Origin of the sequence: Pseudomonas sp. zfem005, assembly GCF_032621735.1 — a bacterium.
Classification (GTDB): Bacteria; Pseudomonadota; Gammaproteobacteria; order Pseudomonadales; family Pseudomonadaceae; genus Metapseudomonas; species Metapseudomonas solani.
The window spans coordinates 412,258-437,542 of the sequence record NZ_JAVYJE010000005.1 but is presented as its reverse complement, the minus strand read 5'-3'; the positions used below and the strand labels follow the sequence as shown (position 1 = coordinate 437,542).

27 protein-coding genes are annotated in these 25,285 nt (G+C 67.5%); 11 read left to right on the top strand and 16 right to left on the bottom strand.

Going from position 1 to position 25,285, the window contains the following annotated elements; all coding sequences use genetic code 11:
* Positions 1–52 precede the first annotated feature (52 nt).
* Complete coding sequence (locus tag RTW82_RS14260) at positions 53–784, bottom strand: hypothetical protein (protein ID WP_316925472.1); 732 nt, start codon at positions 782–784, stop codon at positions 53–55.
* Between the two features lie 146 nt (positions 785–930).
* Between RTW82_RS14260 and amn the strand changes: the two genes are divergently transcribed.
* Positions 931–2,412 carry an AMP nucleosidase gene (amn, locus tag RTW82_RS14255; RefSeq protein WP_021221999.1) on the top strand — a complete coding sequence of 494 codons (1,482 nt, stop codon included), beginning with the start codon at positions 931–933 and terminating at the stop codon, positions 2,410–2,412.
* Positions 2,413–2,522: 110 nt separating this feature from the next.
* On the opposite strand, the gene RTW82_RS14250 is transcribed toward amn, so the two are convergent.
* A complete protein-coding gene (locus RTW82_RS14250; protein ID WP_316925471.1) occupies positions 2,523–3,578 on the bottom strand; it encodes an MBL fold metallo-hydrolase in 1,056 nt (351 codons plus the stop codon).
* 152 nt (positions 3,579–3,730) lie between these two features.
* Between RTW82_RS14250 and RTW82_RS14245 the strand changes: the two genes are divergently transcribed.
* Positions 3,731–4,300 (top strand): pseudouridine synthase, encoded by a 570-nt coding sequence (locus RTW82_RS14245; RefSeq protein WP_021221996.1) that lies wholly within the window; start codon positions 3,731–3,733, stop codon positions 4,298–4,300.
* Positions 4,301–4,326: 26 nt separating this feature from the next.
* Here RTW82_RS14245 and RTW82_RS14240 read toward each other — a convergent pair whose 3' ends face one another.
* The 7 genes from RTW82_RS14240 to RTW82_RS14210 form a co-directional block, all read right to left on the bottom strand.
* Positions 4,327–4,719: a globin gene (locus RTW82_RS14240; RefSeq protein ID WP_173178501.1), complete on the bottom strand. Its 393-nt coding sequence runs from the start codon at positions 4,717–4,719 to the stop codon at positions 4,327–4,329.
* A gap of 75 nt (positions 4,720–4,794) precedes the next feature.
* Positions 4,795–4,998: a DUF2788 domain-containing protein gene (locus tag RTW82_RS14235; RefSeq protein WP_021221994.1), complete on the bottom strand. Its 204-nt coding sequence runs from the start codon at positions 4,996–4,998 to the stop codon at positions 4,795–4,797.
* 188 nt (positions 4,999–5,186) lie between these two features.
* Positions 5,187–5,666, bottom strand: a complete 480-nt coding sequence (locus tag RTW82_RS14230) for an Lrp/AsnC family transcriptional regulator (RefSeq protein WP_316925470.1) — start codon at positions 5,664–5,666, stop codon at positions 5,187–5,189.
* A gap of 465 nt (positions 5,667–6,131) precedes the next feature.
* The gene (locus RTW82_RS14225; protein ID WP_316925469.1) at positions 6,132–6,551 is read right to left on the bottom strand and encodes an MAPEG family protein; all 420 of its coding nucleotides are present in this window, start codon (positions 6,549–6,551) and stop codon (positions 6,132–6,134) included.
* Positions 6,552–6,662: 111 nt separating this feature from the next.
* Entirely contained in the window at positions 6,663–7,556 is an 894-nt protein-coding gene (locus RTW82_RS14220; RefSeq protein WP_184489651.1) for a cation diffusion facilitator family transporter, read from the bottom strand.
* Entirely contained in the window at positions 7,553–8,056 is a 504-nt protein-coding gene (locus RTW82_RS14215; RefSeq protein ID WP_316925468.1) for a DinB family protein, read from the bottom strand. The genes RTW82_RS14220 and RTW82_RS14215 overlap by 4 nt, the downstream gene beginning before the upstream one ends.
* On the bottom strand, positions 8,056–8,475 hold the full coding sequence (locus RTW82_RS14210; protein ID WP_184489652.1) for a polyribonucleotide nucleotidyltransferase: 420 nt from the start codon (positions 8,473–8,475) through the stop codon (positions 8,056–8,058). The genes RTW82_RS14215 and RTW82_RS14210 overlap by 1 nt, the downstream gene beginning before the upstream one ends.
* 129 nt (positions 8,476–8,604) lie before the next feature.
* On the opposite strand from RTW82_RS14210, the gene hrpB reads away from it, so the two are divergent.
* On the top strand, positions 8,605–11,136 hold the full coding sequence (gene hrpB, locus RTW82_RS14205) for an ATP-dependent helicase HrpB (RefSeq protein ID WP_316925467.1): 2,532 nt from the start codon (positions 8,605–8,607) through the stop codon (positions 11,134–11,136).
* A gap of 9 nt (positions 11,137–11,145) precedes the next feature.
* On the opposite strand, the gene RTW82_RS14200 is transcribed toward hrpB, so the two are convergent.
* Both RTW82_RS14200 and RTW82_RS14195 read right to left on the bottom strand, forming a co-directional pair.
* Positions 11,146–11,586: a CopD family copper resistance protein gene (locus RTW82_RS14200; RefSeq protein WP_021221987.1), complete on the bottom strand. Its 441-nt coding sequence runs from the start codon at positions 11,584–11,586 to the stop codon at positions 11,146–11,148.
* A gap of 235 nt (positions 11,587–11,821) precedes the next feature.
* Positions 11,822–12,904 carry an endonuclease/exonuclease/phosphatase family protein gene (locus RTW82_RS14195; RefSeq protein ID WP_316925466.1) on the bottom strand — a complete coding sequence of 361 codons (1,083 nt, stop codon included), beginning with the start codon at positions 12,902–12,904 and terminating at the stop codon, positions 11,822–11,824.
* A gap of 250 nt (positions 12,905–13,154) precedes the next feature.
* On the opposite strand from RTW82_RS14195, the gene RTW82_RS14190 reads away from it, so the two are divergent.
* Entirely contained in the window at positions 13,155–13,958 is an 804-nt protein-coding gene (locus RTW82_RS14190; protein WP_316925465.1) for a substrate-binding periplasmic protein, read from the top strand.
* Here RTW82_RS14190 and RTW82_RS14185 read toward each other — a convergent pair.
* From RTW82_RS14185 to RTW82_RS14170, 4 genes are all read right to left on the bottom strand, one after another.
* The gene (locus RTW82_RS14185) at positions 13,952–14,383 is read right to left on the bottom strand and encodes a VOC family protein (RefSeq protein ID WP_316925464.1); all 432 of its coding nucleotides are present in this window, start codon (positions 14,381–14,383) and stop codon (positions 13,952–13,954) included. The genes RTW82_RS14190 and RTW82_RS14185 overlap by 7 nt on opposite strands.
* Before the next feature lie 521 nt (positions 14,384–14,904).
* Complete coding sequence (locus RTW82_RS14180) at positions 14,905–15,567, bottom strand: YciC family protein (RefSeq protein WP_316925463.1); 663 nt, start codon at positions 15,565–15,567, stop codon at positions 14,905–14,907.
* A gap of 77 nt (positions 15,568–15,644) precedes the next feature.
* Positions 15,645–16,163 carry a metal-dependent hydrolase gene (locus tag RTW82_RS14175; RefSeq protein ID WP_316925462.1) on the bottom strand — a complete coding sequence of 173 codons (519 nt, stop codon included), beginning with the start codon at positions 16,161–16,163 and terminating at the stop codon, positions 15,645–15,647.
* On the bottom strand, positions 16,160–16,732 hold the full coding sequence (locus RTW82_RS14170) for a cysteine hydrolase family protein (protein ID WP_316925461.1): 573 nt from the start codon (positions 16,730–16,732) through the stop codon (positions 16,160–16,162). The genes RTW82_RS14175 and RTW82_RS14170 overlap by 4 nt, the downstream gene beginning before the upstream one ends.
* 131 nt (positions 16,733–16,863) lie before the next feature.
* Here RTW82_RS14170 and RTW82_RS14165 point away from each other — a divergent pair, with 131 nt between their 5' ends.
* Both RTW82_RS14165 and RTW82_RS14160 read left to right on the top strand, forming a co-directional pair.
* Entirely contained in the window at positions 16,864–17,337 is a 474-nt protein-coding gene (locus RTW82_RS14165) for an NYN domain-containing protein (protein WP_021217618.1), read from the top strand.
* A 34-nt stretch (positions 17,338–17,371) separates the two neighbouring features.
* The gene (locus RTW82_RS14160) at positions 17,372–17,974 is read left to right on the top strand and encodes a PolC-type DNA polymerase III (protein WP_043245021.1); all 603 of its coding nucleotides are present in this window, start codon (positions 17,372–17,374) and stop codon (positions 17,972–17,974) included.
* A 309-nt stretch (positions 17,975–18,283) separates the two neighbouring features.
* Here the strand turns inward: RTW82_RS14160 and RTW82_RS14155 are convergent, their stop codons facing one another.
* Entirely contained in the window at positions 18,284–18,757 is a 474-nt protein-coding gene (locus tag RTW82_RS14155; protein ID WP_316925460.1) for an Lrp/AsnC family transcriptional regulator, read from the bottom strand.
* 160 nt (positions 18,758–18,917) lie between these two features.
* Here RTW82_RS14155 and yedA point away from each other — a divergent pair, with 160 nt between their 5' ends.
* The 5 genes from yedA (at position 18,918) to RTW82_RS14130 (ending at position 25,273) form a co-directional block, all read left to right on the top strand.
* Entirely contained in the window at positions 18,918–19,823 is a 906-nt protein-coding gene (gene yedA / locus RTW82_RS14150; RefSeq protein WP_316925459.1) for a drug/metabolite exporter YedA, read from the top strand.
* Positions 19,824–19,911: 88 nt separating this feature from the next.
* On the top strand, positions 19,912–21,228 hold the full coding sequence (locus RTW82_RS14145) for a DEAD/DEAH box helicase (protein WP_316925458.1): 1,317 nt from the start codon (positions 19,912–19,914) through the stop codon (positions 21,226–21,228).
* 208 nt (positions 21,229–21,436) lie between these two features.
* Positions 21,437–22,267 (top strand): response regulator transcription factor, encoded by an 831-nt coding sequence (locus RTW82_RS14140; RefSeq protein ID WP_031287041.1) that lies wholly within the window; start codon positions 21,437–21,439, stop codon positions 22,265–22,267.
* A 661-nt stretch (positions 22,268–22,928) separates the two neighbouring features.
* Entirely contained in the window at positions 22,929–24,047 is a 1,119-nt protein-coding gene (locus tag RTW82_RS14135; RefSeq protein WP_316925457.1) for an ABC transporter ATP-binding protein, read from the top strand.
* Between the two features lie 86 nt (positions 24,048–24,133).
* On the top strand, positions 24,134–25,273 hold the full coding sequence (locus RTW82_RS14130) for a spermidine/putrescine ABC transporter substrate-binding protein (RefSeq protein ID WP_316925456.1): 1,140 nt from the start codon (positions 24,134–24,136) through the stop codon (positions 25,271–25,273).
* The last annotated feature ends 12 nt before the right edge of the window (positions 25,274–25,285 follow it).

The window sequence follows — 25,285 nt, the reverse complement described above, 5'->3', positions numbered from 1 at the left end:
GCGTGTGGCGTCGTAGGTCGGGTGAAACCCGGCGATCTTTCTGGCCAGCGGTTCAGCGCCGCTGCCAGATCATCTTCCCGCCCGTGCCCTCGGTGACCAGGTAGGGGTCGCTGAAGCGGTAGCGGGCGGCGGGCTGGTAGTCGGCGGCGCCTTGCTGGCGCACCAGCAGCACGCCGTTGTCGCTGCGCCATTGGCCGCTGTATTGCAGCTGGCCGGGGCTGTCGTAGCTCCAGTCGCCGCCACCGCCGGCGGAGCGGGTCCATTGCGCCACGCTGCCGTCGGCGCCGAGGCGCAGGATCATCACGGTGTTGAAGGAGGCGAAGCCGGTGCCGCCGCTGCTGTTGATGATCTTCTCGTGCACCCAGTTGCCCACCAGGGCCGGGTCCAGGCCGCCGCCCGTGCTTTGGGGCTGTGCCTGTGCGTTCGCCTGGTCGGCGCGCAGGAACAGTGCCTGGCGCTCCAGTACCTGGCCGTTGCGCGGGTCGCGGGCGGCGATGCGGGTGGCGAGCTGGGCGTCGGCGTAGCGGGCGGCGAGGGTGGCGACCACCTGGCCGGATTGCGGCACGCTGATTTCCGCTCGCAGCACCTGGCCGTCGAAGCTGCCCTTGAGGTCGAGGCGCAGGCTGCCATTCTCCACGTACTGGCCGCTCACTGCCTGGCCGTCCTGGCGCAGCACCAGTTCGGTGGGCTGGCCGTCGAGGTTGGCCTGGTAGCGTCCGTCGAGTTCGCCGGCCAGCAGGGAGCAGCAGTAGAGGGCGGGTAGCAGGCAGAGAAGGCGGGCCATGGCGGAGGACTCGTCGTTGGGGTCGCCCAAGCCTAGCTGCAGGGCATGCAGGCTGCCATTGCCGGGACAATCGTCGCGCAATGCACCGAAGGCTCTATGCCGCGGGCCCGGACAGCGGCAAGATAGAACCTGTTCGCACAGACAGGATGCCGATCGTGACCCAGGATACCCCCGAGTTTCTCATCGCCAGCACCGCCGAAGAGGCGGTCGACCGTCTGGCCGAGCTGCATGGCCGCGCCACCTCTGCGCTGAGCCAGGCCCTCAAGCTCTACCTCAAGGAACGGGCCGAGCCGGACGCCGCCCAGCGCGCGCAGTTCCGCTACCCGGAGTTGCGCATCACCTATCGCTGCCAGGGCGAGGTACCGTCCACCGTCCGCGCCTACGCCAAGATGCAGGTGCCGGGCACCTACAGCGTCACCGTCACCCACCCCGCGGCCTTCCGCAAATACCTGCTGGAGCAGCTGCGCCCGCTGATGAGCGACTTCACCGTGCAGGTGGAAGTGGGCGTGAGCCAGCAGAACATCCCTTACCCCTACGTGGTCGAGCAGGGCGATGAGCTGGCCGGCACCGACGTGACCGCCGCCGCCCTGGCGCGGGTGTTCCCCAGCACCGACCTGTCCGCCGCCACCGATGGTGTCGCCGACGGGCTCTATGACTGGGAGCAGGCCGACCCGTTGCCCCTGGCACTGTTCGACGCGGCGCGGGTGGATTTCTCCCTGCGTCGCCTGGTGCACTACACCGGCAGCGACTGGCGCCATGTGCAGCCCTGGATCCTGCTGACCAACTACCATCGCTACGTCGACCAGTTCATCCAGCACGGCCTCACCCAGCTGCGCGAAGACCCGCGCTTCGTGCGCATGGTCCTGCCCGGCAACGTGCTGGTAGAGCGGGACATGAACGAGGAGACCATGCAGGCGGTGATCGACAGTGTGGTCTGGCACCGCTACCAGATGCCGGCCTATCACCTGATCGCCGCCGACGGCCACGGTGTCACCCTGGTCAACATCGGCGTCGGCCCGTCCAACGCCAAGAACATCACCGACCACCTGGCGGTGCTGCGCCCCCACTGCTGGCTGATGATCGGCCACTGCGGCGGGCTGCGGCAGTCGCAGACCATCGGCGACTACGTGCTGGCCCACGCCTACATGCGCCGCGACGGCATCCTTGATCGAGTGTTGCCGCCGCATATCCCGCTGCCGGCCCTGGCCGAAGTGCAGCAGGCCCTGCAGGACGCAGCAGCACTGGTTACCGGTGAACATGGCGAAGACCTCAAGCGGCGCCTGCGCACCGGCACGGTGCTCACCTACGACGACCGCAACTGGGAGCTGCGCTGGGCCCAGGAGCGCCCGCTGATCAACCTGTCGCGGGCGGTGGCGGTGGACATGGAAAGCGGCACTATCGCCGCCCAGGGCTATCGCCTGCGGGTGCCCTACGGCACGCTGCTGTGCGTGTCCGACAAGCCGCTGCACAGCGAGATCAAGCTGCCGGGCTCGGCCAGCGCCTTCTACCAACGTGCCGTCAGCCAGCACCTGCGCATCGGCATCGCCGCGCTGGACCTGCTGCGCACCCAGCTCAACTCGCTGCACTCGCGCAAGCTGCGCAGCTTCGACGAGCCGCCGTTCCGCTGAGTGGCAGGCAAAAAGAAAAGGGCCGCGCAATGCGGCCCTTTTCATTCCCGGATGGGGGGGCGACTTGTAGGGGCGACTTCAGTCGCCAAGCGGCGCGCAGCGCCGCCTGCTCACTCCGCTGCCACTGACTTCATCACCGGCACCTGCCACTGGTAGCCCGGCGTCGGCACGCGGAAGTTGTCGGCCTCGACGTTCCAGTCCGCCAGCGCCTTGGCCAGGTCCTTGGGCGGGGTGTACTGGCCTTCATCGGTGAGGTTGAAGGTGCCGAAGTGGATGGCCAGGCTGTTGCGCGAATCCAGCTGCTTGTGGGCCTGCACGGCATCGTCCGGGTTCATGTGGTTGTCGCGCATGAACCAGCGTGGCGCATAGGCGCCGATGGGCAGGGCGGCGAAGCGCATGGGCCCGAAGCGCTCGTGGATCAGGCGGAACTCCGGTCCCAGCCCGGTATCGCCGGGGAACAGCAGCGGGCCGTCCGGCGAGGTGACCACGAAGCCCATCCACAGGGTCTGGTTGGTGTCGCTGCGGGTGCGCGCCGACCAGTGCTGCACCGGCACCGAGTGCAGGGTGAGCTCGTCGTTCAGCGGCAGTTCCTGCCACCAGTCCAGCTCCACCACGCGGGCGAAACCGGTCTCACGGATCAGCGGGCCGTTGCCCAGCCCGGTGGCGACCGTGGCCAGGGGGAAGCGCTCGGCCAGGCCGCGCAGGCTTTCCAGGTCCAGGTGGTCGTAATGGTTGTGGCTGACCAGGATCAGGTCGATGGGCGGCAGCTGGTTGAGGCTCAGGCCCGGCTGCTGGTGGCGGCGCGGGCCGATGAAGCTGAAGGGGCTGACGCGCTGGGACCACACCGGGTCGGTGACGATGTTCAGGCCGCGGTGCTGGATCAGCACGGTGGCGTGGTTGATGTAGGTGATGCGCAGCTCGTCGCCCTGCACCCGCTCGACGACCTCGGGGGCTGCGACGGCGGGCTCTTCCACCCAGGGTGCCTGCTTCTCGCGGTTGAACTGCCACTTCAGCACCGACCACAGGTCCTTGTGCGGCTTGGGTTCGATGTTGTGGAAACGCTGGCCGTCGAAGTGGTCCGAGGTCGGCCCCTGGTAGGGCGTGCCCGCACAGCCGGCCAGGGTCATCAGGCTGATCAGCCAGGTGGGGCGTAACGCACGGGGCATGGTGGTCCTCGCTCTTGCGGTGGTGGGGCGCTCAACCTAGCATGCGCTTCCGATACCCTGTCCACTGCCGCTCGTAACCAGCCATGTCGTCCCGCCCGCCGCGCTCTCCACGTCCTTCTTCCCGCCGCCCCCAGCCTGCCGCTCCCCGCCGCGTGGCCAAGGCGCCGCCGGCCGAACCGCGCCTGGTGCTGTTCAACAAGCCGTTCGACGTGCTCACCCAGTTCAGCGATGGGGAAGGGCGCGCCACCCTCAAGGATTTCATCGACATCCCCGGCATCTACCCCGCCGGGCGTCTCGACCGTGACAGCGAGGGCCTGCTGCTGCTGACCAATGACGGCCGCTTGCAGTCGCGCATCGCCGATCCCAAGCACAAGCTGGCCAAGACCTACTGGGTGCAGGTGGAAGGGGAGCCCAACGAAGAACAGCTGCAGCGCCTGCGTGACGGCGTCGAACTCAACGACGGCCCGACCCTGCCGGCCGAGGCGCGCCTGCTGGAGGCACCGCAACTGTGGGAACGCGACCCGCCCGTGCGCTTCCGCAAGAGCGTACCCACGGCCTGGCTGGAACTGGTGATCCGCGAGGGGCGCAACCGCCAGGTGCGGCGCATGACGGCCGCCGTCGGCCTGCCGACCCTGCGCCTGGTGCGCGTGCGCATCGGCCCCTTCGCCCTGGACGGGCTGGGGCTCGGTCAGTGGAAGGACGTGCCGGCGCGTCTGGACTGAGCGCCGGCGGCTGGATCAGGAACTGATCAGTAGAAGGACTTGATCACTTCGATGCCCTTGTTCAGCACCTCGCGCCAGGCGCTGCGTACCTCGGTGCTGTGCTCCTTGTCGTGCTCGGCGATGGTCAGCAGCAGCGATTCCACCCACAGGTCGTACATCTCGGGGCGGATGTCGAAGCCCTCGCGGGAGTGGGTGGCGCCGAGTGCGCGCAACTTGGTGTCGGGCATGCCGCGGGCGAACATCACCAGGTTGAGGATGCCCTGGCGCAGCAGCGCCTTCTGCGCCGGCATATCGGTCTCGGTGAACTTGGCGCGGATCTGCGGCGAGCTGTCGAGAAAGCGGCGATAGAAGGCATCGAAGAAATCGGGGTTGGCACAGCAGCGTCCATAGCTCTGCATGACGCGATCAGTGGCGTTCATGTTGTCTCCAGGCAGAAAAAACGAAGCCGCCCACGCAGGCGACCTTGCCTGTGCGGGGAGCGCGGGGGAGGTTTTTTACATGCCTTCGAGGCCGCCGATCACCAGGGACTTGATGACGAAGCCGAGCACACCGAGACCCAGGGCGAGGAACAGGATGAAGGTGCCAAAGCGACCGGCCTTGGACTTCTTCGCGAGGTCCCAGACGATGAACGCCATGAACAGCACGAGACCGGCGATCATCGCGGTCATCATCCACTCTTCGAATTTCTCGGGGCTCATTCTCAACCTCTAGCAGCGAAACGAATCAGACCCGGCGCGGGAATGCGCCGGGCAGTGATGCCGTGAGGGCGGGGGCTGCGGTTGTTGTTCTGCGAGCCTGGGGCTCTTATTGGCGAAACCACGCGGGGCACAGCAAAGGCGCGGCGATTATACGCCGCGCTCCGGTGCTCGCCAGTACCACCTACGTATTAGCCGCGCAGGTGGGTCAGCGGCAGTTCCGTGGTGCTCAGCACCTGGTTGAGCACGAAGCTCGAACGCACGCTGGTAACGCCTTCGATGCGGGTCAGCTGGCCCAGCAGGAACTGCTGGTAATGGTCCATGTCCGGCACCACCACCTTGAGCTGATAGTCCGCCTCCATGCCGGTCACCAGGCAGCACTCCAGCACCTCCGGGCACTGGCCGATCACCGACTGGAAGTGCTCGAAGCGCTCCGGGGTGTGGCGGTCCATACCGATCAGCACATAGGCGGTCAGGCTCAGCCCCAGCTTCTTGCGGTCGAGCAGGGCCACCTGGCGCACGATGTAGCCGTCGTCCTCCAGCTGCTTCACCCGCCGCGAGCAGGGCGAGGGCGACAGGCCGATGCGCTCGGCCAGCTCCTGGTTGGAGGTGCGCGCATCGCGCTGCAGTTCGGCGAGGATCTTCAGGTCGTAGCGGTCGAGTTTTTCCATCTGTGCACCCGGATTCCATGTGGATTGCCAGGAATGATGCGTGATTAGTGAAAAATTGCGCAAGTGGCAATCTGCAGAGCAATCTTTGCAATCATCTGTCGTGCCCGGCAGCTTAAGATTCTTCTCAGTTTCACGGCCCGGACAGCATGTCCACCCGACCCGCCCAATCAGGCGCGTCGGCGCCGCCGAACCCACCGGTTCGAGTCGGCCCCCGGGTCCGCGCTGCCCAATCAGGCAGGCGATGAAAGCGGCGACACAATTGCCAGCACAGGACAGATTCCCCAAAGGGGGGCCCGAAATAGGGGCCCCCCTTTTTTATTGCCCGCGAGAAAAACCGTGATGCACAGGCTTGAACCGTAGGATGGGTAGAGCGAAGCGAAACCCATGCTGATGCGCATGCCCATGATGGGTTCCGCCACGCTCGCGGAACGCCGTCTGACCCATCCTGCGGTAGCTGTGGATATCTCAGACCAGATTGGCCAGGCGCAGCAGCCACCAGGCCAGCACCGCCAGCTGCACGAAGAAGCCGGCGAAGCGCAGCCAGACGAACAGCGCGCTGGTGCTGATCAGGTGGACGACGCTTTGGAAGATGCGCGCACCCAGCAGCACCAGGGCCAGAGGGTCGGTGATGGCGGTTTGTGCGGTGGCCAGGGCGAACAGCAGCACCGCCGCCTGCATCGGCAGGTTTTCCAGGCAATTGGCGTGGGCGCGCACCAGGCGCTGGCCGAGTGCACCGGGCGTGTTGCCGCCATCGGGGGCGAAGGCGTTGACCTTCATCCGCCCGCCGAGCACCAGCAGGCCGCGCTGATTTACCAGTAAAAAGACCAGCAGCAGGCTCCAGGCGACCAGGCCGAGTAAGGCAATGGCAGTGGGGGATTGCGACATGGGAAAGGCTCCTCGAATTGTTGTTGTGGGATGACGCGCGGCGAATATAGAGCAAAAGCTCTAAATCTGCGAAGCCAACCAACAATGGGGAGGAATACCGGTAGGGCAGTCTCAGCGGCGGGCGGCCTGGACCACCTCGATGGGGTCGGCGTGCACCAGCACCTCGGCCCGTGGGTAGGCCGCGATGATCGCCTGTTCCACCCGCTCGCACAGCGCATGGGCCTGGGACAGCGGCAGCTCGCCCGGCAGCTCCAGGTGCAGTTGCACATACCAGTGGCTGCCGGAAATGCGCGTGCGCAGGTCGTGGGCGCCCAGCACGCCGGGCACCGCGCAGGCAAGCTGGTGCATGCGCTCGCCCACTTCTGCGGAGACTTCCTCGTCCATCAGCACTGCCACCGATTCCCGGGCGATGCTGATGGCGCTCCAGAGGATGTAGGCGGCAATGCCCAGGCCGAAGAGGCCGTCCACCCGGTCCCAGCCCTGGCTGGCCAGCGCCAGGGCGATGAGGATGCTGGTGTTGAGCAGCAGGTCCGAGCGGTAGTGCAGGGAATCGGCCCGCACCGCGGTGGAGTGGGTGACCTGCACCACATGGCGCTGGAAGGCCAGCAGGGCGAGGGTCAGCACCAGGGACAGCACCATCACCGCCATGCCCAGGCCCTGGCTGCCCAAGGGCTCCGGCTGGCGCAGGTGCTCGACCGCCTGCACGCCCACCAGCACGGCGCTGGCGGCGATGAACATGGCCTGGGCCAGCCCGGCGAGGGATTCCGCCTTGCCGTGGCCGAAGCGGTGGTCATCGTCCGCCGGCTTCAGGGCGAAACGCACCGCCAGCAGGTTGAGCAGGGAGGCGGCGCTGTCCAGCAGCGAGTCGGTCAGGCCCGCGAGCAGGCTGACCGAACCGCTCAGCCACCAGGCGACGGCCTTGGCCAGCACCAGGGTCAGGGCGACACTCAGCGAGGCGCTGGTGGCCAGGCGTAACAGGCGTGCGTGCTGCGCTGAAGTGCTCATGAACGGCTGGGCTGGTAGTAGATGAAATCCAGCGGCGGGCTTTCCAGGCCCATCGCCGTCATCGCCGCGGTCACCTGGCCCCGGTGGTGGGTGCCGTGGTTCACCAGGTGGGTGATGATTTCCCCATGGGGGCGGTGGAACGGCTCGCCCTTCATGTTCTGGTATTCCAGGGGCGCGGCCAGGGCGTCGTCGTCCTGCCCGGCCAGCCAGGCGCGCCACAGGCCGATGCCTTCGGCCAGCACTGCGGCCAGGGCAGCGCGGTCCGGCGCGGCCTCGGCGTCCAGTCTTTCGAAGGGGCGGGGCAGGTGCAGCAGGCGGGAGAACCAGATGCGGTCCACCACGGCCAGGTGGTTCAGGGTGCCGTGGATGGAGCCGAAGAACAGGCCGCGATCGGCCCGGTAGCGGGTGTCGTCGAGGGGCGCGAGGCTCGCCAGCAATTGCCGGTAGGCCCAGCCGTGGTAGGCCAGGAGTTTGTCGAAATGGCCGGCGAGCGCACGCATCAGGCGGCCGGTTTCAGGCCATAGGCGGCCAGTTGCTCGAGGCTGCCGCTGTGCTGGATCAGGCGCGGGTCGTCCAGCGGCAGGTTGCGGCCGGTTTCACGCTCGATGATCGCCTTGAGGCGGGCGTTGTCGATCTTGCCGTCGGTGCCGATGGCGTCTTTCAGCAGCGCCGGGTCGACCTGGGCGGTCTCGTTGTCCGGCAGGTAAATGGCACCGGTGGCGAAGTCGACGCCGAAGGCGATCAGGCCGGGGATCACATAGAAGAGGATGCCGACGGCGTTGAGGGCGGCGACCACCGGGTCGATCTTGCCTTCGATCTGGCCACGGCGGTCAGGGAAGAACAGCGTGCCGCAAGCGGTCAGCTGGGTCAGCAGGGCGGCGGCGACGGCGCCACCGATCAAACGGGAAGACATGCGCATATGCGGCTCCAGGCGAGAAAATGGCGTCACTATACCAAGGCGTTCATTGCAAAACGCACGGCAGTGTTGAGACCACACGAAAGGGCTGGCAGTTCGCCGCTATAATCGCCACCCCGCGTTGGAGCCCCCATGAATCCGCTACCCATCGATGCCGTCCTGCCCGCCCTGCGCGAGGCCCTTGCGCAGCGCCATGAAGCGGTGCTCGAAGCGCCCCCCGGCGCCGGCAAGACCACCCGCGTGCCCCTGGCGCTGCTGGGCGAACCCTGGCTCGCCGGGCAGTCCATCCTCATGCTCGAACCCCGCCGCCTGGCCGCCCGGGCCGCCGCCGAGCGCCTGGCCGACGAGCTGGGCGAAAAGGTCGGCGAGACCGTGGGCTACCGCATCCGCCTGGAGTCGAAGGTCGGCCCGCGCACGCGCATCGAAGTGGTCACCGAAGGCATCCTCGCCCGTCGTTTGCAGGACGACCCGGCGCTGGAAGGCGTCGGCCTGGTGATCTTCGACGAGTTCCATGAACGCAGCCTCGACGCCGACCTGGCCCTGGCGCTGACCCTCAACGGCCGCGCGCTGCTGCGTGACGAGCCGCCGCTGAAGGTGCTGCTGATGTCCGCCACCCTGGAGGGCGAGCGCCTGTCCAGCCTGCTGGACGCGGCACCCGTGGTGCGCAGCGAGGGACGCATGTTCCCTGTGGATATCCACTGGGGGCGGCCCTTCCAGGCTGGCGAATACATCGAGCCGCGGGTGCTGCAGACGGTGCTCCTGGCCCTGGCCGACCAGCCGGGTAGCATCCTCGTGTTCCTCCCCGGCCAGGCCGAGATCCGCCGCGTCGCTGAGCAGCTCGGCGAACAGCTGCAGGGGCGCAGCGACGTCCTGCTCTGCCCGCTGCACGGCGAGCTCGACCTGGCCGCCCAGCGTGCCGCCATCGAGCCCGCGCCGGCCGGCACGCGCAAGGTGGTGCTGGCCACCAACATTGCCGAAACCAGCCTGACCATCGACGGCGTGCGCGTGGTGGTGGACGCCGGCCTGGAGCGGGTGCCCTGTTTCGACCCGGCCAGCGGCATGACCCGCCTCGACACCCAGCGCATCTCCCGCGCCTCCGCCACCCAGCGTGCCGGCCGCGCCGGGCGCCTGGAGCCGGGCGCCTGCTACCGCCTCTGGTCCGAGGCCCAGCACCAGCAGCTGGCTGCCCACGGCAGTGCCGAAATCCTCCAGGCCGACCTCGCCGGCCTGGCCCTGCAACTGGCGCGCTGGGGCGTGGAGCCCGGCGAACTGGCCTGGCTCGACCCGCCGCCCGCCGCCGCCCACGGCCAGGCCCGTGACCTGCTGCGCCGCTTGGGCGCCCTGGCCCCGCGCGACAGCGGCGGCCTGACGCTCACCGCTCACGGCCAGGCCATGGCCGAGCTGCCGGCGCACCCGCGCATCGCCCACCTGTTGCTGCGCGGGCAGGCGCTGGGGCTCGGCAGCCTGGCCTGCGACCTCGCTGCGCTGCTCGGCGAGCGCGACATCCTCCGGGGTGGCGGCGCCGACCTGCACAGCCGCATCGCCTTACTCGCCGGCGAGGCGGGTGCCGCCCGTGGCGCCAAGGGCGGGGTGCAGCGTGCCCGCCAGCTGGCGCGGCAGTTCCGCTCCCACCTGCGTGGCGCCGCCAGCGAAGCCGTGGCCGACCCGGACCACCCGCGCTGGCTCGGCTGCCTGCTGGCCTTCGCCTACCCCGACCGCATCGCCCAGCAACGCCGCCCCGGGGGCGCCGAATACCGCCTGGCCAACGGCCGTGCCGCGCTGTTCGCCGAGCCCGATGCACTGATGAAAGAGCCCTGGCTGGTGATCGCCGACCTGGGCAGCCGCCAGGGCCAGCGCGAGGAGCGCATCTACCTCGCCACCGACCTCGACCCGACGCTGTTCGAAGGCCCCCTCGCCGAACAGGTCAGCGCCCAGGAGCTACTGGACTGGGACGAGCGCGAAGGCGTGCTGCGGGCCGAACGCCAGCGGCGCATCGGCGAACTGGTGCTGGACCGCGAACCCCTGGCCAGCCTGGACGAAGCCGCGCGCACCCGCGCCCTGGTGGGGCTGGTGCGGCGCAAGGGCCTTGAGCTGTTGAACTGGACGCCGGACCTGCGTCAGTGGCAGGCCCGCGTGGCGCTGCTGCGGCGCCTCGACCTGGCCCGACAGGGCAGCAGCGATTGGCCGGACCTCTCCGATGCCGCGCTGCTCGACTCCCTGGAAGACTGGCTCGCGCCCTGGCTGGGCAAGGTCAGCCGCCTCAGCCATTTCTCCGCCCTGGAGCTGTCGGGCATCCTCGCCGGCCTGCTGCCCTGGCCGCTGCCCCAGCGCCTCGACGAGCTGGCGCCGCGCGCGATCACCGTGCCGTCGGGCTCGGCCATCCGCCTCGACTACAGCGAAGACACGCCCGTGCTGGCGGTGCGCCTGCAGGAGCTGTTCGGCCTGGCCGACACGCCGCGCATCGCCGAGGGCCGCCAGGTGGTCAAGCTGCACCTGCTGTCTCCCGCGCGCCGCCCGGTGCAGGTCACCCAGGACCTGGCCAGCTTCTGGGCCAACACCTATATCGAGGTGAAGAAGGACCTCAAGGGCCGCTACCCGAAGCACTACTGGCCGGACGACCCGCTGATCGCCGAGCCCACCGCCCGGGCCAAGCCGCGCAAGTGAGGGGGCGGCTTACCAGCTGAGGAGGAACATCGCCTTGGCCAGGAAGATCACCCCCAGCATGTGCACCAGCACGCTGATGTGGATGCGCCGCGAACGCTGCGGCGTCATCTGCCCACGGCGCATCAGCACCACCACCAGCAGGAAGTGCCCGAGGATGCTCAACGCCAGGATGATCTTCAGCGTCAGCAGGGTGCCGAAGCTGCTGGACAGCGGGGCATGCAACGCCGCGCGATAGTGCATGGCCAGCCCCAGCCCAGCACCGAACAGTGCCAGCACCACCCAGTGCATCACCTTGCGTGCGCGTTGCCCCAGGGCCTTGGAGAAGCGCTCGCGGGGTTCCTGCTCCAGCACCGGGGTGGCACGGCTGAGAATCATCACCTCGAAGAACACCCCGCCAATGAAAAAGGCAGCGGCGGTGAGGTGGATGAATTTGAGCAGCAGGTAATGCATGGCGGGCTCCCGAACGGCGGATGGCGGCGGGCACTAAGCCCGTTGCCGATCATGCCGCGTACCGCCAAGCGCGCCCTGACCTGGGTCAGCTGTGTGTGAAGCGGCCGGAACGCCCCATCCTGCGAAAAGCATGAAGCCCCGCCGTAGGGTGTGCCGAGAAGATGAGACGTGCCTGATACCTCGGATGAGCCGCGAAAAGTGGGGCAGCTAAAAACGCCTCGCCCCAGTCAACATCTCAATGCACCGGCGGCAGCAGGAAGCGTGCGATCAGGGGCAGGTGGTCGGAGATGCGCAGGGTATCGAGCTGGCGCACGCGTGCGTCGATGCGGGTCAGGCGGGGGCTGTGGAACACATAGTCGACGGTGCGGTCCGGCCCCGTCACGCGCGGGTCGTTGGGGAACTGGGTGAACCAGCGTTGGCGCTCGGCGCCGTCGGTTTCCTCGGCGGCGGGCACCCTCGGGTAGGCCTTCAGCGCGTCCAGCTCGCTGTCCGGGGCGAAGCGGCTGCGTTGCACCGCGTCCAGATGCGGGTACTGGCCCGGCGGCAACTGGTTGAAGTCGCCGCCCAGCACCCAGGGCGTGCGCTCCCGTTCCAGTTCGTCGAGCAGGCTGCGGGTCATCGCCAACTGGCGCTGTGCGGTGTCCTGGCCTGGCACCCAGGGGTCCAGGTGGGTGTTGATCGCCGCTAGGCGCCCGCCCTCGCGCACCGGCAGGTAGCTCACCAGCAGCGCCGGCTTGCGTTCGAAGGGGCGCTGCAGCAGGTCGCCTTCGGCGAGGGGCAATTGCAGGCGTTCGGCGCTGTCCATGCGCAGGCGGCTGAGGGTCGCCAGCTTCATGCCGACGCTGCCGAGGATGTGTGGCTGCGGCACGAAGGCGGCCTTCCGGTAGAAGGCCTGGGTGCTGCAGGGATAGACGTCGGCGAGGCGCTCGCGCAGCAGGGCCAGCTGGTCCTGGTAGTCGGTGGCGCGGGCGCCTTCGTCCAGTTCCTGGAGGAACACCAGGTCCGGTTGCTCGTCGCGCAGCACGCGCACCACCTCGTCCAGGCTGTAGGCCACGTCGGCGGCGGTCGGGCGTTCGTCCGGGCCTTCGCGGTCAGGCAGGTCGTAGTAGAAGACGTAGCGCTTGCCGGCCAGGTACTGCAGGTTCCAGGTCAACACCTTCAGGGCTTGGCCGGGTTGCAGCAGCGGCGCTTCGGCCACGCAGCTCACCCGTTCCTCCTCGCGTGCGGCGGGGTGCCAGGTCAGGCTGTAGACCAGCGCAGCCAGGGCGACGGCGAGGATCAGCAGGCAAAGCAGGAGGCGGCGCAGTAAGGGGGGCATCGGCTGGGAGCTGGGCTTGGCTGGAACCGGGAATTGCCGAGCATACCCGAGCAGGCGGCCTGGCCAAAACCCATGGCCAAGCGAAGCGGCCAGGACGCGTGAGCGACGCTATTCTTGTCTTGTCGCGATGGATCGCAGAGCAGTCCGGTAAAGCCGGTTTGCGCATTCCTCGGGTTGCCCTACCATTCCCGGCCCCGTAGGCAAGGGTCTTGCAGGATCAACCCGACAGTCCCGACTTCCAGGAGCAGGCATGCATCGCCAGATAGTGGTCAGTCCCGCCGAGCCGCCGGCCCTTCGCCGGGGTGGCCCGTGGCTGTTCGTGGTGCTGGGGTGGTTGCTCGGCGCCACCGCGGCGCTGGCCGAGGAGCGCGCGCCGTTGCGGGTGATGACCGATTATTGGCCGCCCTTCCGCATGGAAGGCGAGCGCGGTGCCCTGCATGGCCTGGACATCGACCTGCTGGCCGAACTGGAGCGTCGCACCGGGCTGCGCTTCGATGTGCAGCGCGCGCCTTGGGCCCGTGGCCTGGCCGCCTTGCAGAGCGGCTCGGCGGACCTGATGACGGGCCTGGCGCGCACCCCCGAGCGGGAGCGCTACATCGACTACCTGCCCATCCCCTATTACGCCTGCGCGCCGCGCCTGTATGGCACGCCGGAGCTGGCGGCGAGCATCACCCGCTACGAACAGCTGCGTGGCCCCACCATCGGCTACGTGCTGGAGTCGGTGTATTTCCAGCCCTTCGATTCCGATGCCGGTCTGCACAAATCCGGGGTCAACAACGAGCAGCAACTGCTGGAGATGCTCATGCGTGGGCGCCTGCAACTGGTGATCGGCACCGATTGCCAGGTGGACTACGAGCTGCGCGACCCGCGCCTGGCCGGGCGCATCGTCAAGACCGGCTACCAGCCGCAGACCCGCACCGAGCTGTTCATCGGCTTCACCCAGCAGCACCCGCTCACCGACGAAAAGAAGCGGATCGCCACCGCCCTGCAGCAGATGCTCGACGAGGGCTGGGTGGCCGCGGCCGCCAAGCGCTACCAGCCCGCCACTCAGTGAGCGTGGGGTTCGACCACCAGTTCGTAGTCCAGGCTGGTGTCCCAGAACGCCGCCTCGATCTTGTGCCCGTCCGGGTCCCGCACGAAGCAGCCGAAGTAGGGCGCGCCATATTCCGCGCGGGGCCCCGGTTCGCCATCGGAACTGCCGCCACTGGCCAGGGCCGCCTGGTAGAAGGCCTGCACCGCGTCCTTGTCCGCCGCGAAGAAACCGATGTGGGTGCCGTTGCCGGTGCTGGCGGGCTTGCCGTCGATGGGCTTCTGCACCCAGAACTCCGGGTACTCGCGGCCATAGGCCACGGCGCCGGGGTGCTCCATTACGCGGCGGCAGCCGAGGGTCGGCAGCACCTTGTCGTAGAAGGCGAGGGCGCGGTCGAAGTCGTTGGTGCCGAGCGAGATATGGGAAAGGATGCTGGGGTTTTCGGCCATGGAATGAATCTCCCTGTGCAATGGCCCGGACAAGATTAGCCGGCTTTCAGTGTGGCTCTGTCTGCGTTAAGTGTTGCTAGAAGAATTGAGCCCAGCTGATTGCCGAGCTCTGCTGGTGCTTTTGGTTTCGCCCTCCCAGGCGAGTCCCTTTTAACAATCGCCTTAAAAGGAACCAAAAGGGCTTGCCCCATCATCCGGCCCGACTGCGTCGGGTTCCCTCACTCCATCGCCGCTCTGGGGGCCGGCGCGATGGGCCATCCATGGCCTGGCGCGCCTCTCGCGGCATCCATGCCGCTCGTCCCCCGGCGCAACGACTGCGTTCGGCCTCCTGGAGGGGCGTTGGCGGCTGCCCCACCTTTCTTCGTCCAGCGCATCACCACAGGTGCGCACAGGCTTTCGTAGGATGGTGTAGAGCGAAGCGAAACCCATGCGGTGGAGGTGGCACAAACCCTCAAGCGCCCGGAAAGTACCGTGCTTGAGCGCCTGCATTAAAATCACAACAGCTAACGCAGACAGAGCTTTCAGTGTTCCGCTGCCGGCTCCCCCAGCAGGCTGAACAGGCGGAAGATCAGCACGCTGGTGAACAGTTGCAGGAAGCCATCCAGGCAGTCGACGACGATGCTGGCGATGGTGTCCGGGCGTTCGCCCAGCTCGCCATAGGCCCACCATTCGAACAGCCATACCGGTCCCATCGCCAGGAGGATGCAGCAGAGGATGGTGAGGAAGTGCCCGTCGCTCATGCGGAAGCTCTGCTTCATGGCGTCCATCGGCGACATGCCGTCCAGCACCAGAAGGTACTCGGCGAACGCCAGCCGGCTCATGACCCACAGCCCCGGCAGGATCAGCAGCGAGGCGCCTAGCATGATCAGCAGCGTGCTGAAGGCCGCCAGCACCGCGAAGGACGGCCAGCGCAGCAGCGCCAGGCCCCATATCTGTTTCTTCTTCAGGCTCACCCGGCTGCTGCGGCTGTCGAGGAAAACGATCAGCGCGCCGGTGTAGAGGGGGTAGAACACCAGGCGGATGAGCAGGTCGGAGGCTGCCGAAGGCGTCTCGCCCATCCAGGTGGAGGCCAGTTGCAGGGCCAGTGCCTCCAGCAGGATCACCGGCAGGCAGAGCGAGGCGATCATGCCGAAGTGACGGCTGAAGAAATACCAGGAGTCGCGCAGCAGCAGCAGGGGGTTCATCGACGGCGCCATAGGAATGCAGGGCAATGAGGCAACTCTAGTCGATGCCTCGCACCATCTCCAAGGCGCCGCACGCGCTAGAGGGCGGCCTGCGTCGATCCGCCTCGCCGCCGGAGGCGCGCCAGCCAGAGCGCCGCACCCAGCAGGCTGAGCTCCAGCAGGAACGACCAATGCAGGATGAAGTTCAGCCACCAGGGCTGGTAGCGCGGCGTCACGGTGGCCAGGGAGAAGGCCTGGTCGACCCAGGGCGCCAGCCACCAGATATCGCCCACCACGCTGTCCAGCAGCAGGTGCACGCAACCGTTGAGGGTGAACAGCACGAGCAGCATCGGCACCCAGGTGCGCTGCGCCAATCGCTGCCAGGCGAGGGCCAGTGCCAGGGCGCTGAACCACACCACAGGCCAGTGGCTCCAGTAGCTATGGTGGTGATGCTGGCGGCCATCCACCAGGTGGAAATAGAGCATGTCCAGGTCCGGGGCGAAGGCCCCGAGCAGCGCCACCGCCAGCCACAGGCGCGGGCTGCAGGCGGCGGGGCGGAAGCGACGTTCCAGCAGGGCGCCGATCAGGTAGCCCGTGGGCAGGTGGGCGACGATCACGAAACCAGTCCGGCCAGCAGGGCCTCGCTGTTCAGCACCTCGGCGTACTCGCCGGCGAGGTTGGCCATGGCCATGTCGTGCACTTCCTCGGCGCTGCGCGGGCGGCCGGCCCAGTCGGCCTTGGCGAAGGTGTAGCAGGCGTCGGCCACCACAGTGGTAGCGAAGCCCAGGTTGCTGGCGCTGCGCGCGGTGGCCTCCACCGAGTTCTCGCTGGCGACCCCGGTGATCACCACGCGGCGGATGCCGCGCACATGCAGCCAGCGCTCCAGGGCGCTGTGGGTAAAGGCATCGGTGACGTTCTTCTCCAGCACCTGCTCGCCAGGCGCCGGTGCCAGCGCCGGCTGGAACAGCGCGCCGTCCTGCCCCGGGGCGAACACCGAGCCCGGCTCGCGGGACATGTGGCGCACGTGCACCAGCGGCCAGCCGTGCTCGCGCCAGTGGGCGAGCAGGGTGGCGATGCGTGCTTCGGCCTGGGGGTTGTTGCGTGGCGTGGTGACGCGGGCGATGCCCTGCTGCATATCGATGATGATCAGGGCGGGAGGCGCGTAGAGAGGGTCGTTCAGCGGCATATCGGGTGTCCTTTCCTCGGTGCTGGCATACTGTGCGCCGACTCTAGCAGACCGTTGAAAAAACTGACTGCGCTGCCTCGTTTACGTTTTTTCGCAGCTTTAAATCCACGCCCGCCACCCGAGGAAAACCGGTGAAGAAGATCGCAGTGTTCGCCGATGTCCAGAACCTCTACTACACGGTGCGCCAGGCCTATGGTTGCCACTTCAACTACACCGCGCTGTGGAAGGACATCGCCGCCCGTGGAGAGATCGTCGAAGCCTATGCCTATGCCATCGACCGGGGCGACGCCCGCCAGCAGCAGTTCCAGCAGATCCTGCGCAACCTCGGCTTCACCGTGAAGCTCAAGCCCTTCATCCAGCGTGCCGACGGCTCGGCCAAGGGCGACTGGGACGTGGGCATCACCATCGACATCCTCGACGCCGCCGCGCGGGTGGACGAGATCGTCCTGGCCTCCGGCGATGGCGACTTCGACCTGCTGCTGGACCGCGTCCGCGACCATGGCGTCGAAGCCGTCGCCTACGGCGTGCCCGGCCTCACCGCTCAATCGCTGGTGCGCGCCGCCAGCCGTTACGTACCCATCGAGGGTGGCCTGCTGCTCAAGTGACAGCGCGCCGCCCCCGCGAAACACTGGAAACCCCGTGGACCCCATAGCCGTCATCGACTTCGAAACCACCGGCGTCACGCCGGGGGACAACTGCCGCGCCACCGAAATCGGCGTGGTCATCCTCGAACAGGGCCGCATCGTCGACCGCTACCAGAGCCTGATGAACGCCGGCGTCTGGGTGCCGCCCTTCATCGAGAGCCTCACCGGCATCAGCAACGCCATGGTCCGTGCCGCACCGCCGGCGGCCCAGGTGATGGGCGAGGTGGCGGATTTCGTCGGCGACATCCCGCTGCTGGCACACAACGCCTCCTTCGACCAGAAGTTCTGGGACGCCGAGCTGGCGCGCCTCGGACGCCGTCGCCGGCAGGCCTTCGCCTGCTCACTGCTGCTGTCGCGTCGCCTGCTGCCGGAGGCGCCCAACCACAAGCTCGGCACTCTCAACAGCTGGGCGCGCCTGCCTCACACGGGGCAGGCCCACCGGGCGCTGGCCGATGCCGAGATGGCGGCCAACCTCACCCTCTTCATCGCCGAGCGCCTGCGTGACCGCCACGGCGTGCAACGGATCTCCCACGAGCTGTTCTGCAGCCTGCAGAAAGTCCCCGCCGCCAAGATCCTCGATGCGCTGAAGCGGTTGTAGGTGCGCTCGGCGCCGCACCCGGCGAGGTGCTTTGCGTAGGGTCGATGACGCTCTTTTCATCCACCAGGCGATGTCGAGTCCCGCACCGCCTGGTGGGAGCGAATTCATTCGCGATGGGCTGAAGCGATCGTAGGTGCGATGTAGGTTGGGCTGAGGTACGAAGCCCAACGCAGCAGACCCCAACCCAGCACCGTTGGGCCTCGCTGCGCTCGGCACCAACCTACGGAGCCCCACACGGTGATGCGTCCGGGAACACCGTTGGGCCTGTAGGTCGGGTGCAACCCGACGTCTACGGCGCCTGGAACACCTTCACACCTTGCGCAACGCCTCCACCTTGCCGGTGTGCACCTGCAGTTCCGCCGGGATGCGCCGTTCGAAGGGGGTGGAGAGGATCAGCGAGGTCTTGCTGGCGCCGTACTGGCTGAGGCGGTCGATCAGGTCCTGCAGCTCCGGCATGGTGGCCACGGCGGCTTTCATCAATACGCAGGCGTCGCCGGTGATGCGGTGGCAGAGGGAGATCTGCCGGATCTTCTCCAGGGCCTCCAGGGCGCGCTTGGAGTCGTGGTCGGCGAGGCGCAACTCGATCACGCACTCGATGGGCAGGCCGATCTTCGCCGGGTCCACGGCAGCGTGGTAGCCGGTGATCACCCCGCTGGCCTCCAGCTTGGCCACGCGGTCGGCCACGGCCGGGGGCGAGAGGTTGACCCGGCGCGCCAGGTCGGCGAACGAGGCGCGTCCGTTCTCCATCAGCGCCGAGAGTAGCAGGCGATCATACTTGTCCATCGTTGGTCTCCACGCGCTGTGTTTGGGAAAAAAAGGCAAACAGCGTTTATTGGCGTTGATTCGAAAGTTAAGGGACCATTGAAGCAGGTTTCATCGCTTATTTTCCCCATATGGCCTTGCATAGAATAAACACCCTGCCAACCGGATCGTCGAGCCCCCCATGCCTGCGCAACGTTTTCCCCTCCTGCTGATCGGCGCCTTCATCGCCCTCTACATCATCTGGGGGTCCACCTACCTGGCGATCCGCATCGGCGTCGAATCCTGGCCGCCGCTGCTCATGGCCGGCGTGCGTTTCGTCATCGCCGGCAGCCTGATGTTCGCCTGGCTGCGCTGGCGCGGTGCGCCCATGCCCACACTGCGTGAATGGAAAGCCGGCGCGGTGATCGGCGTGCTGCTGCTCAGCTGCGGCAATGGCGGCGTCACCCTCGCCGAGCACCTGGGCGTGGCTTCCGGCGTCGCCGCCCTGGCGGTGGCCACGGTGCCGCTGTTCGCCCTGGTGTTCGGGCTTATCTGGGGCCAGCGCACCACGCGCCTGGAATGGGCCGGCATCGTCCTCGGGCTGATCGGCATCGCCCTGCTCAACCTCGGTTCCAACCTCCAGGCCAGCCCCCTGGGCGCCGCGCTGATCCTCTTCGCCGCCGCCAGCTGGTCCTTCGGCTCCATGTGGAGCAAGCACCTGCCGCTGCCCGCCGGCCCCATGGCCAGCGCGGTGGAAATGCTCGCCGGCGGCGCCGCGCTGCTGCTGGGCAGTGCGCTGAGTGGCGAACGCATGGAAACCCTGCCCACCCCCGCCGGCTGGGCGGCCCTGGCCTACCTGGTGGTGTTCGGCTCGATCATCGCCTTCAGCTCCTACCTCTACCTGCTGAAGAACGTGCGCCCCGCGGCGGCCACCAGCTACGCCTACGTCAACCCGGCGGTGGCGGTGCTGCTCGGCGTGCTCTTCGCCGGTGAACACATCGGCGGCGAGGAGGGCCTGGCGATGCTGGTGATCATCAGCGCCGTGGTGCTGATCGGCCTGCCGCAGTGGCGCAAGGCCAAGGAGCCAGTGCTGCAGCAGACGAGCTGACGGGAGGCCGGAATCCGGCCAAGGAACGCAGGTAGTTTTCCAATGGCCTGATAGAATTGCGCCTTTCCGTTCCCTGGCTGTTACCTCCATGACCTTCGCTTCCCTTGGCCTGATCGACCCCCTGCTGCGCGCGCTCGACACGCTCGGCTACCAGACCCCATCGCCGGTGCAGGCCGAGGCGATCCCCGCCGTGCTCAAGGGCCGCGACCTGATGGCCGCCGCGCAGACCGGCACCGGCAAGACCGCCGGTTTCGCCCTGCCGCTGCTGCAGCGCCTGACCCTGGAAGGCCCGCAGGTGGCCGCCAACTCGGTGCGCGCCCTGGTGCTGGTGCCCACCCGCGAGCTGGCCGAGCAGGTTCACGAGAGCTTCCGCGTCTACGGGCAGAACCTGCCGCTGCGCACCTATGCGGTGTATGGCGGGGTCAGCATCAACCCGCAGATGATGAAGCTGCGCAAGGGCATCGACGTGCTGGTGGCCACCCCCGGCCGCCTGCTCGACCTGTACCGGCAGAACGCGGTCAAGTTCAACCAGGTGCAGGCGCTGGTGCTGGACGAGGCCGACCGCATGCTCGACCTCGGCTTCTCCCGCGAGCTGGACGATGTCTTCTCCGCGCTGCCGCGCCGCCGCCAGACCCTGCTGTTCTCCGCCACCTTCTCCGACGCCATCCGCCAGATGGCCCGCGAGCTGCTGCGCGACCCGCTGTCCATCGAGGTCAGCCCGCGCAACGCCGCCGCCCGCAGCGTCAAACAGTGGGTGACCACCGTGGACAAGAAGCGCAAGTCCGAGCTGTTCCTGCACCTGCTGCAGGAGCGCCGCTGGGGCCAGGTGCTGGTCTTCGTCAAAACCCGCAAGGGGGTCGATGAACTGGTGGGCGAGCTGCAACGCACCGGCGTGTCCGCCGACGCCATCCACGGCGACAAGCCGCAGCCCTCGCGCCTGCGTGCCCTGGAGCGCTTCAAGGCCGGCGAGGTGCAGATCCTCGTCGCCACCGATGTCGCCGCCCGTGGCCTGGACATCGACGACCTGCCCCTGGTGGTCAACTTCGACCTGCCCATCGTCGCCGAGGACTACGTGCACCGCATCGGCCGTACCGGGCGTGCGGGCGCCACGGGCGAGGCCATCTCCCTGGTCTGCGCCGACGAGGTCCAGCTGCTCTCGGCCATCGAGGTGCTGATCAAGCAGACCCTGCAGCGCCGCGACGAGCCCGGCTTCGTCCCCGATCACCGGGTGCCGCAGACCGACGCCACCGGCGCCATCCTGAAAAAGCCCAAAAAGCCGAAGAAACCCAAGGAGTCCCAGGGCAAGCCGGGCAGCGCGCGCCTGGGCAACTGGATCGACAGCGAGGCGCCGAAGGCCAAGGCCGTGCGCAAGGGCCCCGGGTTCGGCAAGGCGAAAAAAGGCTGACTGCTACCGCCCGGTGTAGCGTCGGGTGACGCAACGCGGGGCGCGGCGAACCATCGAGGTGCACTGCGCAGGCCGCTGAGCGAGGCGGCGCGCAGCCTGGCGCGGGATTGGCCAGAGTTCGGGATATTGGCGCAAATCGTGCATTTCTGTGCGAAATGATGAACGCCTAGTGTGTTCGAAGCGCCGTCCCACGTCAGACGATTCCATGATGCGCCCCAAGGAACTCAAGCACTGGACCACCGGTGTCGCCCACCTGCTGTCACAGCCCGCCGGCCGTGCGCGCCTGCTCGGCCTCGCCCAGTGGCTACAGCAGATCTGCCACGTCGACCACTTCGTGCTCTTCGTCTACGAGGGCAACCACCGGCCCCTGGCGCTGTTCGACACCTTCCCGGCGGACAAGCGCCACGTCTACGTCGAGGATTACCAGGTCGGCCCCTACCTGCTCGACCCCTTCTACCTCGCCTGCACCCGCAACCAGGCCCCCGGCCTGTGGCGCCTGCGCCAGTTCGCCCCGGACCACTTCTACCTGGGCGAGTACTACGTCACCTACTACCAGCAGACCGGCCTCACCGAGGAGATCGCCTTCTTCATCGACCTGGCCGACGGCGCCAAGGCGGTACTCTCGCTGATGCGCAGCGCCTGCAGCCCGGCCTACAGCCGCGACGAGATGCAACTGCTCGACTGCGCCCAGGCGGTGGTCGAACAGGTGGTGGGGGAGGCCTGGGAACAGCGCCGCGCCCACCAGCCACGCCCGGCCCAGGACCTGGACTACAAGATCCGCGAAACCTTCGAGCAGTTCGGCGCCCACCTGCTCACCGCCCGCGAACAGGAAGTGGTGCAGATGCTCCTGCGCGGGCACTCCAGCGCCTCGGTGGCGGAGCACCTGGCCATCAGCCCCGGCACGGTGAAGATCCACCGCAAGAACATCTACGCCAAGCTCGGTATCGGCAGCCAATCGGAGTTGCTCGGGCTTTTGGTGCGCGACCTCGCCGGCCAGCGCGAGGCGGTCAGCGAAGCAGTATTGCGTGCGGCGATCTGAGGCATTTCGCTTATCGCCAAGTGGAATTTAGCGGCGCTGATCAATAACCATCCATCATGCTGGAAGCCGCGCGGCGCTTGGCCCCGAGCCGCCTGTCCACGAGTTATCCACAATCCGTTCCACAGATAATGTGAGCAGAAAACTGCACCCCCTGCGGCATTTCGGCCTGTGCAGCAAGCCTTTTTATGCAGAAAAAAAGCTTGCCTTCGCGGGGCCCGGGTGGCAGGCGCTTTTCGTCGCCGCTGCGACCTGAAATCGCAGTTTTGCACCGCTGTTCATTTTTTGTACATATTCGCAAGGTGCCCATATCCAGAGGGCTGTAGAAGGTTATAGACGAGTTATCCACAGCTTCATCCACCGTTTCTGTGGGCACTCGTACCCTTGCCCGGCAGGGTTCGATCTGCTAGCCACCGACGCACTCCGGGGTAGAGCGATTGATCGTTTTTTGAACAGTCGGCGGTGGCCCCTGTCGGGAGTGGTGCGCACGCGCCCATCCACCCTCTGTCCACAAAGTTATCCACAGCTTCTGTGCATAGCTGCGGCAACCGACAGGGCGGGGGTTGTGGCCGGCCAGCCCTATCCCCGGAGGGATATATACAGCCCGAAACGGCGGTTGCTAGCGTGGCTCCACAAGCAGGAACACCTGGAAAAGGGGCTGGTCGTGAGCGATGCAGAGGCTGTCTTCGATATCGAATTCCGCAACGTGGAAAAGAGCTACGGCTCGGTGCGCGCGGTCAGCGGGCTGAACTTCAAGGTCCGTCGCGGCGCCTTCCACTCCTTCCTCGGCAGCTCGGGCTGCGGCAAGACCACCACCCTGCGCATGATCGCCGGCTTCGAGCAGCCCAGCGCCGGCGAGGTCTGGCTCGGCGGCCGCCCGGTGGCGGGCATACCGGCGCACCAGCGGCCGGTGAACATGGTGTTCCAGAGCTACGCGCTGTTCCCCCACCTCACGGTGGCGGAAAACATCGCCTACGGCCTCCGCTACCTCAACCCGCGCCCGGATCGCGACGAACAGCGCCGCCGCGCCGACGAAGCCCTGGAGATGGTGCGCCTCGGCGGCTTCGGCCAGCGCAAGCCCCACGAGCTCTCCGGCGGCCAGCAGCAGCGCGTGGCCCTGGCCCGCGCCCTGGTCAACAAGCCCACCGTGCTGTTGCTGGACGAGCCCCTGGCGGCGCTGGACCGCAAGCTGCGCAAGGAGATGCAGTCCGAACTGCTGCGCCTGCAGCGCGAGGTCGGCATCACCTTCGTGCTGGTCACCCACGACCAGGAAGAGGCGCTGTCGATGAGCGACAGCATCAGCGTCATGCAGGACGGCGGCATCATCCAGACCGCCACCCCCGAGCAGCTCTACGAAACCCCCGCCAGCCGCTACGTGGCGGACTTCATCGGCGAATCCAACCTGTTCACCGGCACCGTGCGCCGGGTGGACGGCGACTGCGTGCTGCTGGACATGCCCCAGGGCCTGCAACTGGCCAGCCCGGCCACCCCCACCGGCCCGCGCCTGGCAGCCAGCGAGCCGGGCTGCATCGCCGTGCGCCCGGAGCAGATCGCCATCGGCAATGCCGCCGACGCCCTGGCCCGGGAGATCAGCCTGGCCGGGGAGGTGGTGGACCGCATCTACCTGGGCAACCTCACCGAATACCGCGTGCGCACCGAGCCCTTCGGCATCGTCTGCGTGCGCGTGCCGGGCCACACCGGGCGCGACAAGGCGGCCTTCGAGCATGGCGCGCCGGTGCGCATCGGCTGGGACCAGGCCGCCGGCCTGGCCATGGCGCTCTAGTTCATCCCCCCGGCAAGGCATCGCAGGGGCTTTTGCAGTGCAGGGCAGACAAGAAAACCAACACTCAACAGGCGGGGTAGCAGGCAATGGACCGTAAAGACTTCATCAAACAGATGCGCAGCTGGCAGAACGGCTCCATCACCCGACGTGAATTCCTCGGCCGCACCGGCCTGGGCCTGGCCGCTGCGGTGGTCGCGACCCACATGCCCGGCCTGCTCACCGGCAAGGCCTACGGCGCCGACAAGGCCATCGGCGACCGCGTGGTGCTGGCCACCTGGCCGAACTACCACAACGCCGAGAACTTCGCGGCCTTCGCCGAGAAGACCGGCGCCCACGTGCAGATGAACGTCTTCGGCTCCAACGAGGAGATGCTCGCCAAGCTCCAGGCCGGCGGCAGCGGCTGGGACCTCTTCGTGCCCACCAACTACACCATCAGCACCTACGTCGAGCTGGGCCTGATCGAGCCGCTGGATCTCTCGCGCCTGCCCAACTTCGATGCCGCCAGCTACGAGAAGCGCTTCATGGAGCAGGGCATCGTCAACGGCAAGCTCTACGCCGTGCCGAAGAACTGGGGCACCACCGGCTTCGTCTACGACAGCGACAGGATCAAATCCAGGCCCAGCAGCTGGAAAGAGTTCTGGGAGCTGGCCAAGGGCGAGGCCTCGGGTCGCGTGATGGTCCATGACTACCAGCTCACCGCCATCGGCAATGCGCTGAAGTCCTTCGGCTACAGTTTCAACTCGTTGGACCCGAAGGAGTTGGCCGACGCCGAGAAGCTGCTGCTGGAGGTCAAGCCGCACCTGTTCGCCATCAACTCCGACTACCAGCCCTCGATGCGCAACGGTGACGCCTGGATGTCCATGTGCTGGACCGGCGACGGCTCGCAGCTGCACCGCGACCTGCCGAACATGCAGTTCACCCTGGGCAAGGAAGGCGGCGAGCTGTGGAGCGACTTCTTCGCCATCCCCAAGGGTGCCGAACGCCCCGATGCCGCCTACGCGCTGATCAACTTCCTCCTCGACCCGCAGGTCAACAAGCTGGAAGTGGAAGCCCACGGCTACCCGAGCGGCGACAAGCGCGTGGACGCGCTGCTGCCCAAGGCGATGCTCGACGACCCGATCATGTACCCGGCCGCCGAGCTGCTCAGCGCCCTGGAGTTCGGCGCCGCCGCCACCCTCACCAGCCCGGAACGTGCCGAACTGATGGCGCGTTTCAAGGCTGCCTGACCCTCATCGGCC

Bases quoted from the DNA above. Each gene is read 5' to 3' on its own strand.
- RTW82_RS14260 (WP_316925472.1), bottom strand. From the start codon at position 784: ATGGCCCGCCTTCTCTGCCTGCTACCCGCCCTCTACTGCTGCTCCCTG.
- amn (WP_021221999.1), top strand. From the start codon at position 931: ATGCCGATCGTGACCCAGGATACCCCCGAGTTTCTCATCGCCAGCACC.
- RTW82_RS14250 (WP_316925471.1), bottom strand. From the start codon at position 3,578: ATGCCCCGTGCGTTACGCCCCACCTGGCTGATCAGCCTGATGACCCTG.
- RTW82_RS14240 (WP_173178501.1), bottom strand. From the start codon at position 4,719: ATGAACGCCACTGATCGCGTCATGCAGAGCTATGGACGCTGCTGTGCC.
- RTW82_RS14235 (WP_021221994.1), bottom strand. From the start codon at position 4,998: ATGAGCCCCGAGAAATTCGAAGAGTGGATGATGACCGCGATGATCGCC.
- RTW82_RS14230 (WP_316925470.1), bottom strand. From the start codon at position 5,666: ATGGAAAAACTCGACCGCTACGACCTGAAGATCCTCGCCGAACTGCAG.
- RTW82_RS14225 (WP_316925469.1), bottom strand. From the start codon at position 6,551: ATGTCGCAATCCCCCACTGCCATTGCCTTACTCGGCCTGGTCGCCTGG.
- RTW82_RS14220 (WP_184489651.1), bottom strand. From the start codon at position 7,556: ATGAGCACTTCAGCGCAGCACGCACGCCTGTTACGCCTGGCCACCAGC.
- RTW82_RS14215 (WP_316925468.1), bottom strand. From the start codon at position 8,056: ATGCGTGCGCTCGCCGGCCATTTCGACAAACTCCTGGCCTACCACGGC.
- RTW82_RS14210 (WP_184489652.1), bottom strand. From the start codon at position 8,475: ATGCGCATGTCTTCCCGTTTGATCGGTGGCGCCGTCGCCGCCGCCCTG.
- hrpB (WP_316925467.1), top strand. From the start codon at position 8,605: ATGAATCCGCTACCCATCGATGCCGTCCTGCCCGCCCTGCGCGAGGCC.
- RTW82_RS14200 (WP_021221987.1), bottom strand. From the start codon at position 11,586: ATGCATTACCTGCTGCTCAAATTCATCCACCTCACCGCCGCTGCCTTT.
- RTW82_RS14195 (WP_316925466.1), bottom strand. From the start codon at position 12,904: ATGCCCCCCTTACTGCGCCGCCTCCTGCTTTGCCTGCTGATCCTCGCC.
- RTW82_RS14190 (WP_316925465.1), top strand. From the start codon at position 13,155: ATGCATCGCCAGATAGTGGTCAGTCCCGCCGAGCCGCCGGCCCTTCGC.
- RTW82_RS14185 (WP_316925464.1), bottom strand. From the start codon at position 14,383: ATGGCCGAAAACCCCAGCATCCTTTCCCATATCTCGCTCGGCACCAAC.
- RTW82_RS14180 (WP_316925463.1), bottom strand. From the start codon at position 15,567: ATGAACCCCCTGCTGCTGCTGCGCGACTCCTGGTATTTCTTCAGCCGT.
- RTW82_RS14170 (WP_316925461.1), bottom strand. From the start codon at position 16,732: ATGCCGCTGAACGACCCTCTCTACGCGCCTCCCGCCCTGATCATCATC.
- RTW82_RS14155 (WP_316925460.1), bottom strand. From the start codon at position 18,757: ATGGACAAGTATGATCGCCTGCTACTCTCGGCGCTGATGGAGAACGGA.
- yedA (WP_316925459.1), top strand. From the start codon at position 18,918: ATGCCTGCGCAACGTTTTCCCCTCCTGCTGATCGGCGCCTTCATCGCC.
- RTW82_RS14145 (WP_316925458.1), top strand. From the start codon at position 19,912: ATGACCTTCGCTTCCCTTGGCCTGATCGACCCCCTGCTGCGCGCGCTC.
- RTW82_RS14140 (WP_031287041.1), top strand. From the start codon at position 21,437: ATGCGCCCCAAGGAACTCAAGCACTGGACCACCGGTGTCGCCCACCTG.
- RTW82_RS14130 (WP_316925456.1), top strand. From the start codon at position 24,134: ATGGACCGTAAAGACTTCATCAAACAGATGCGCAGCTGGCAGAACGGC.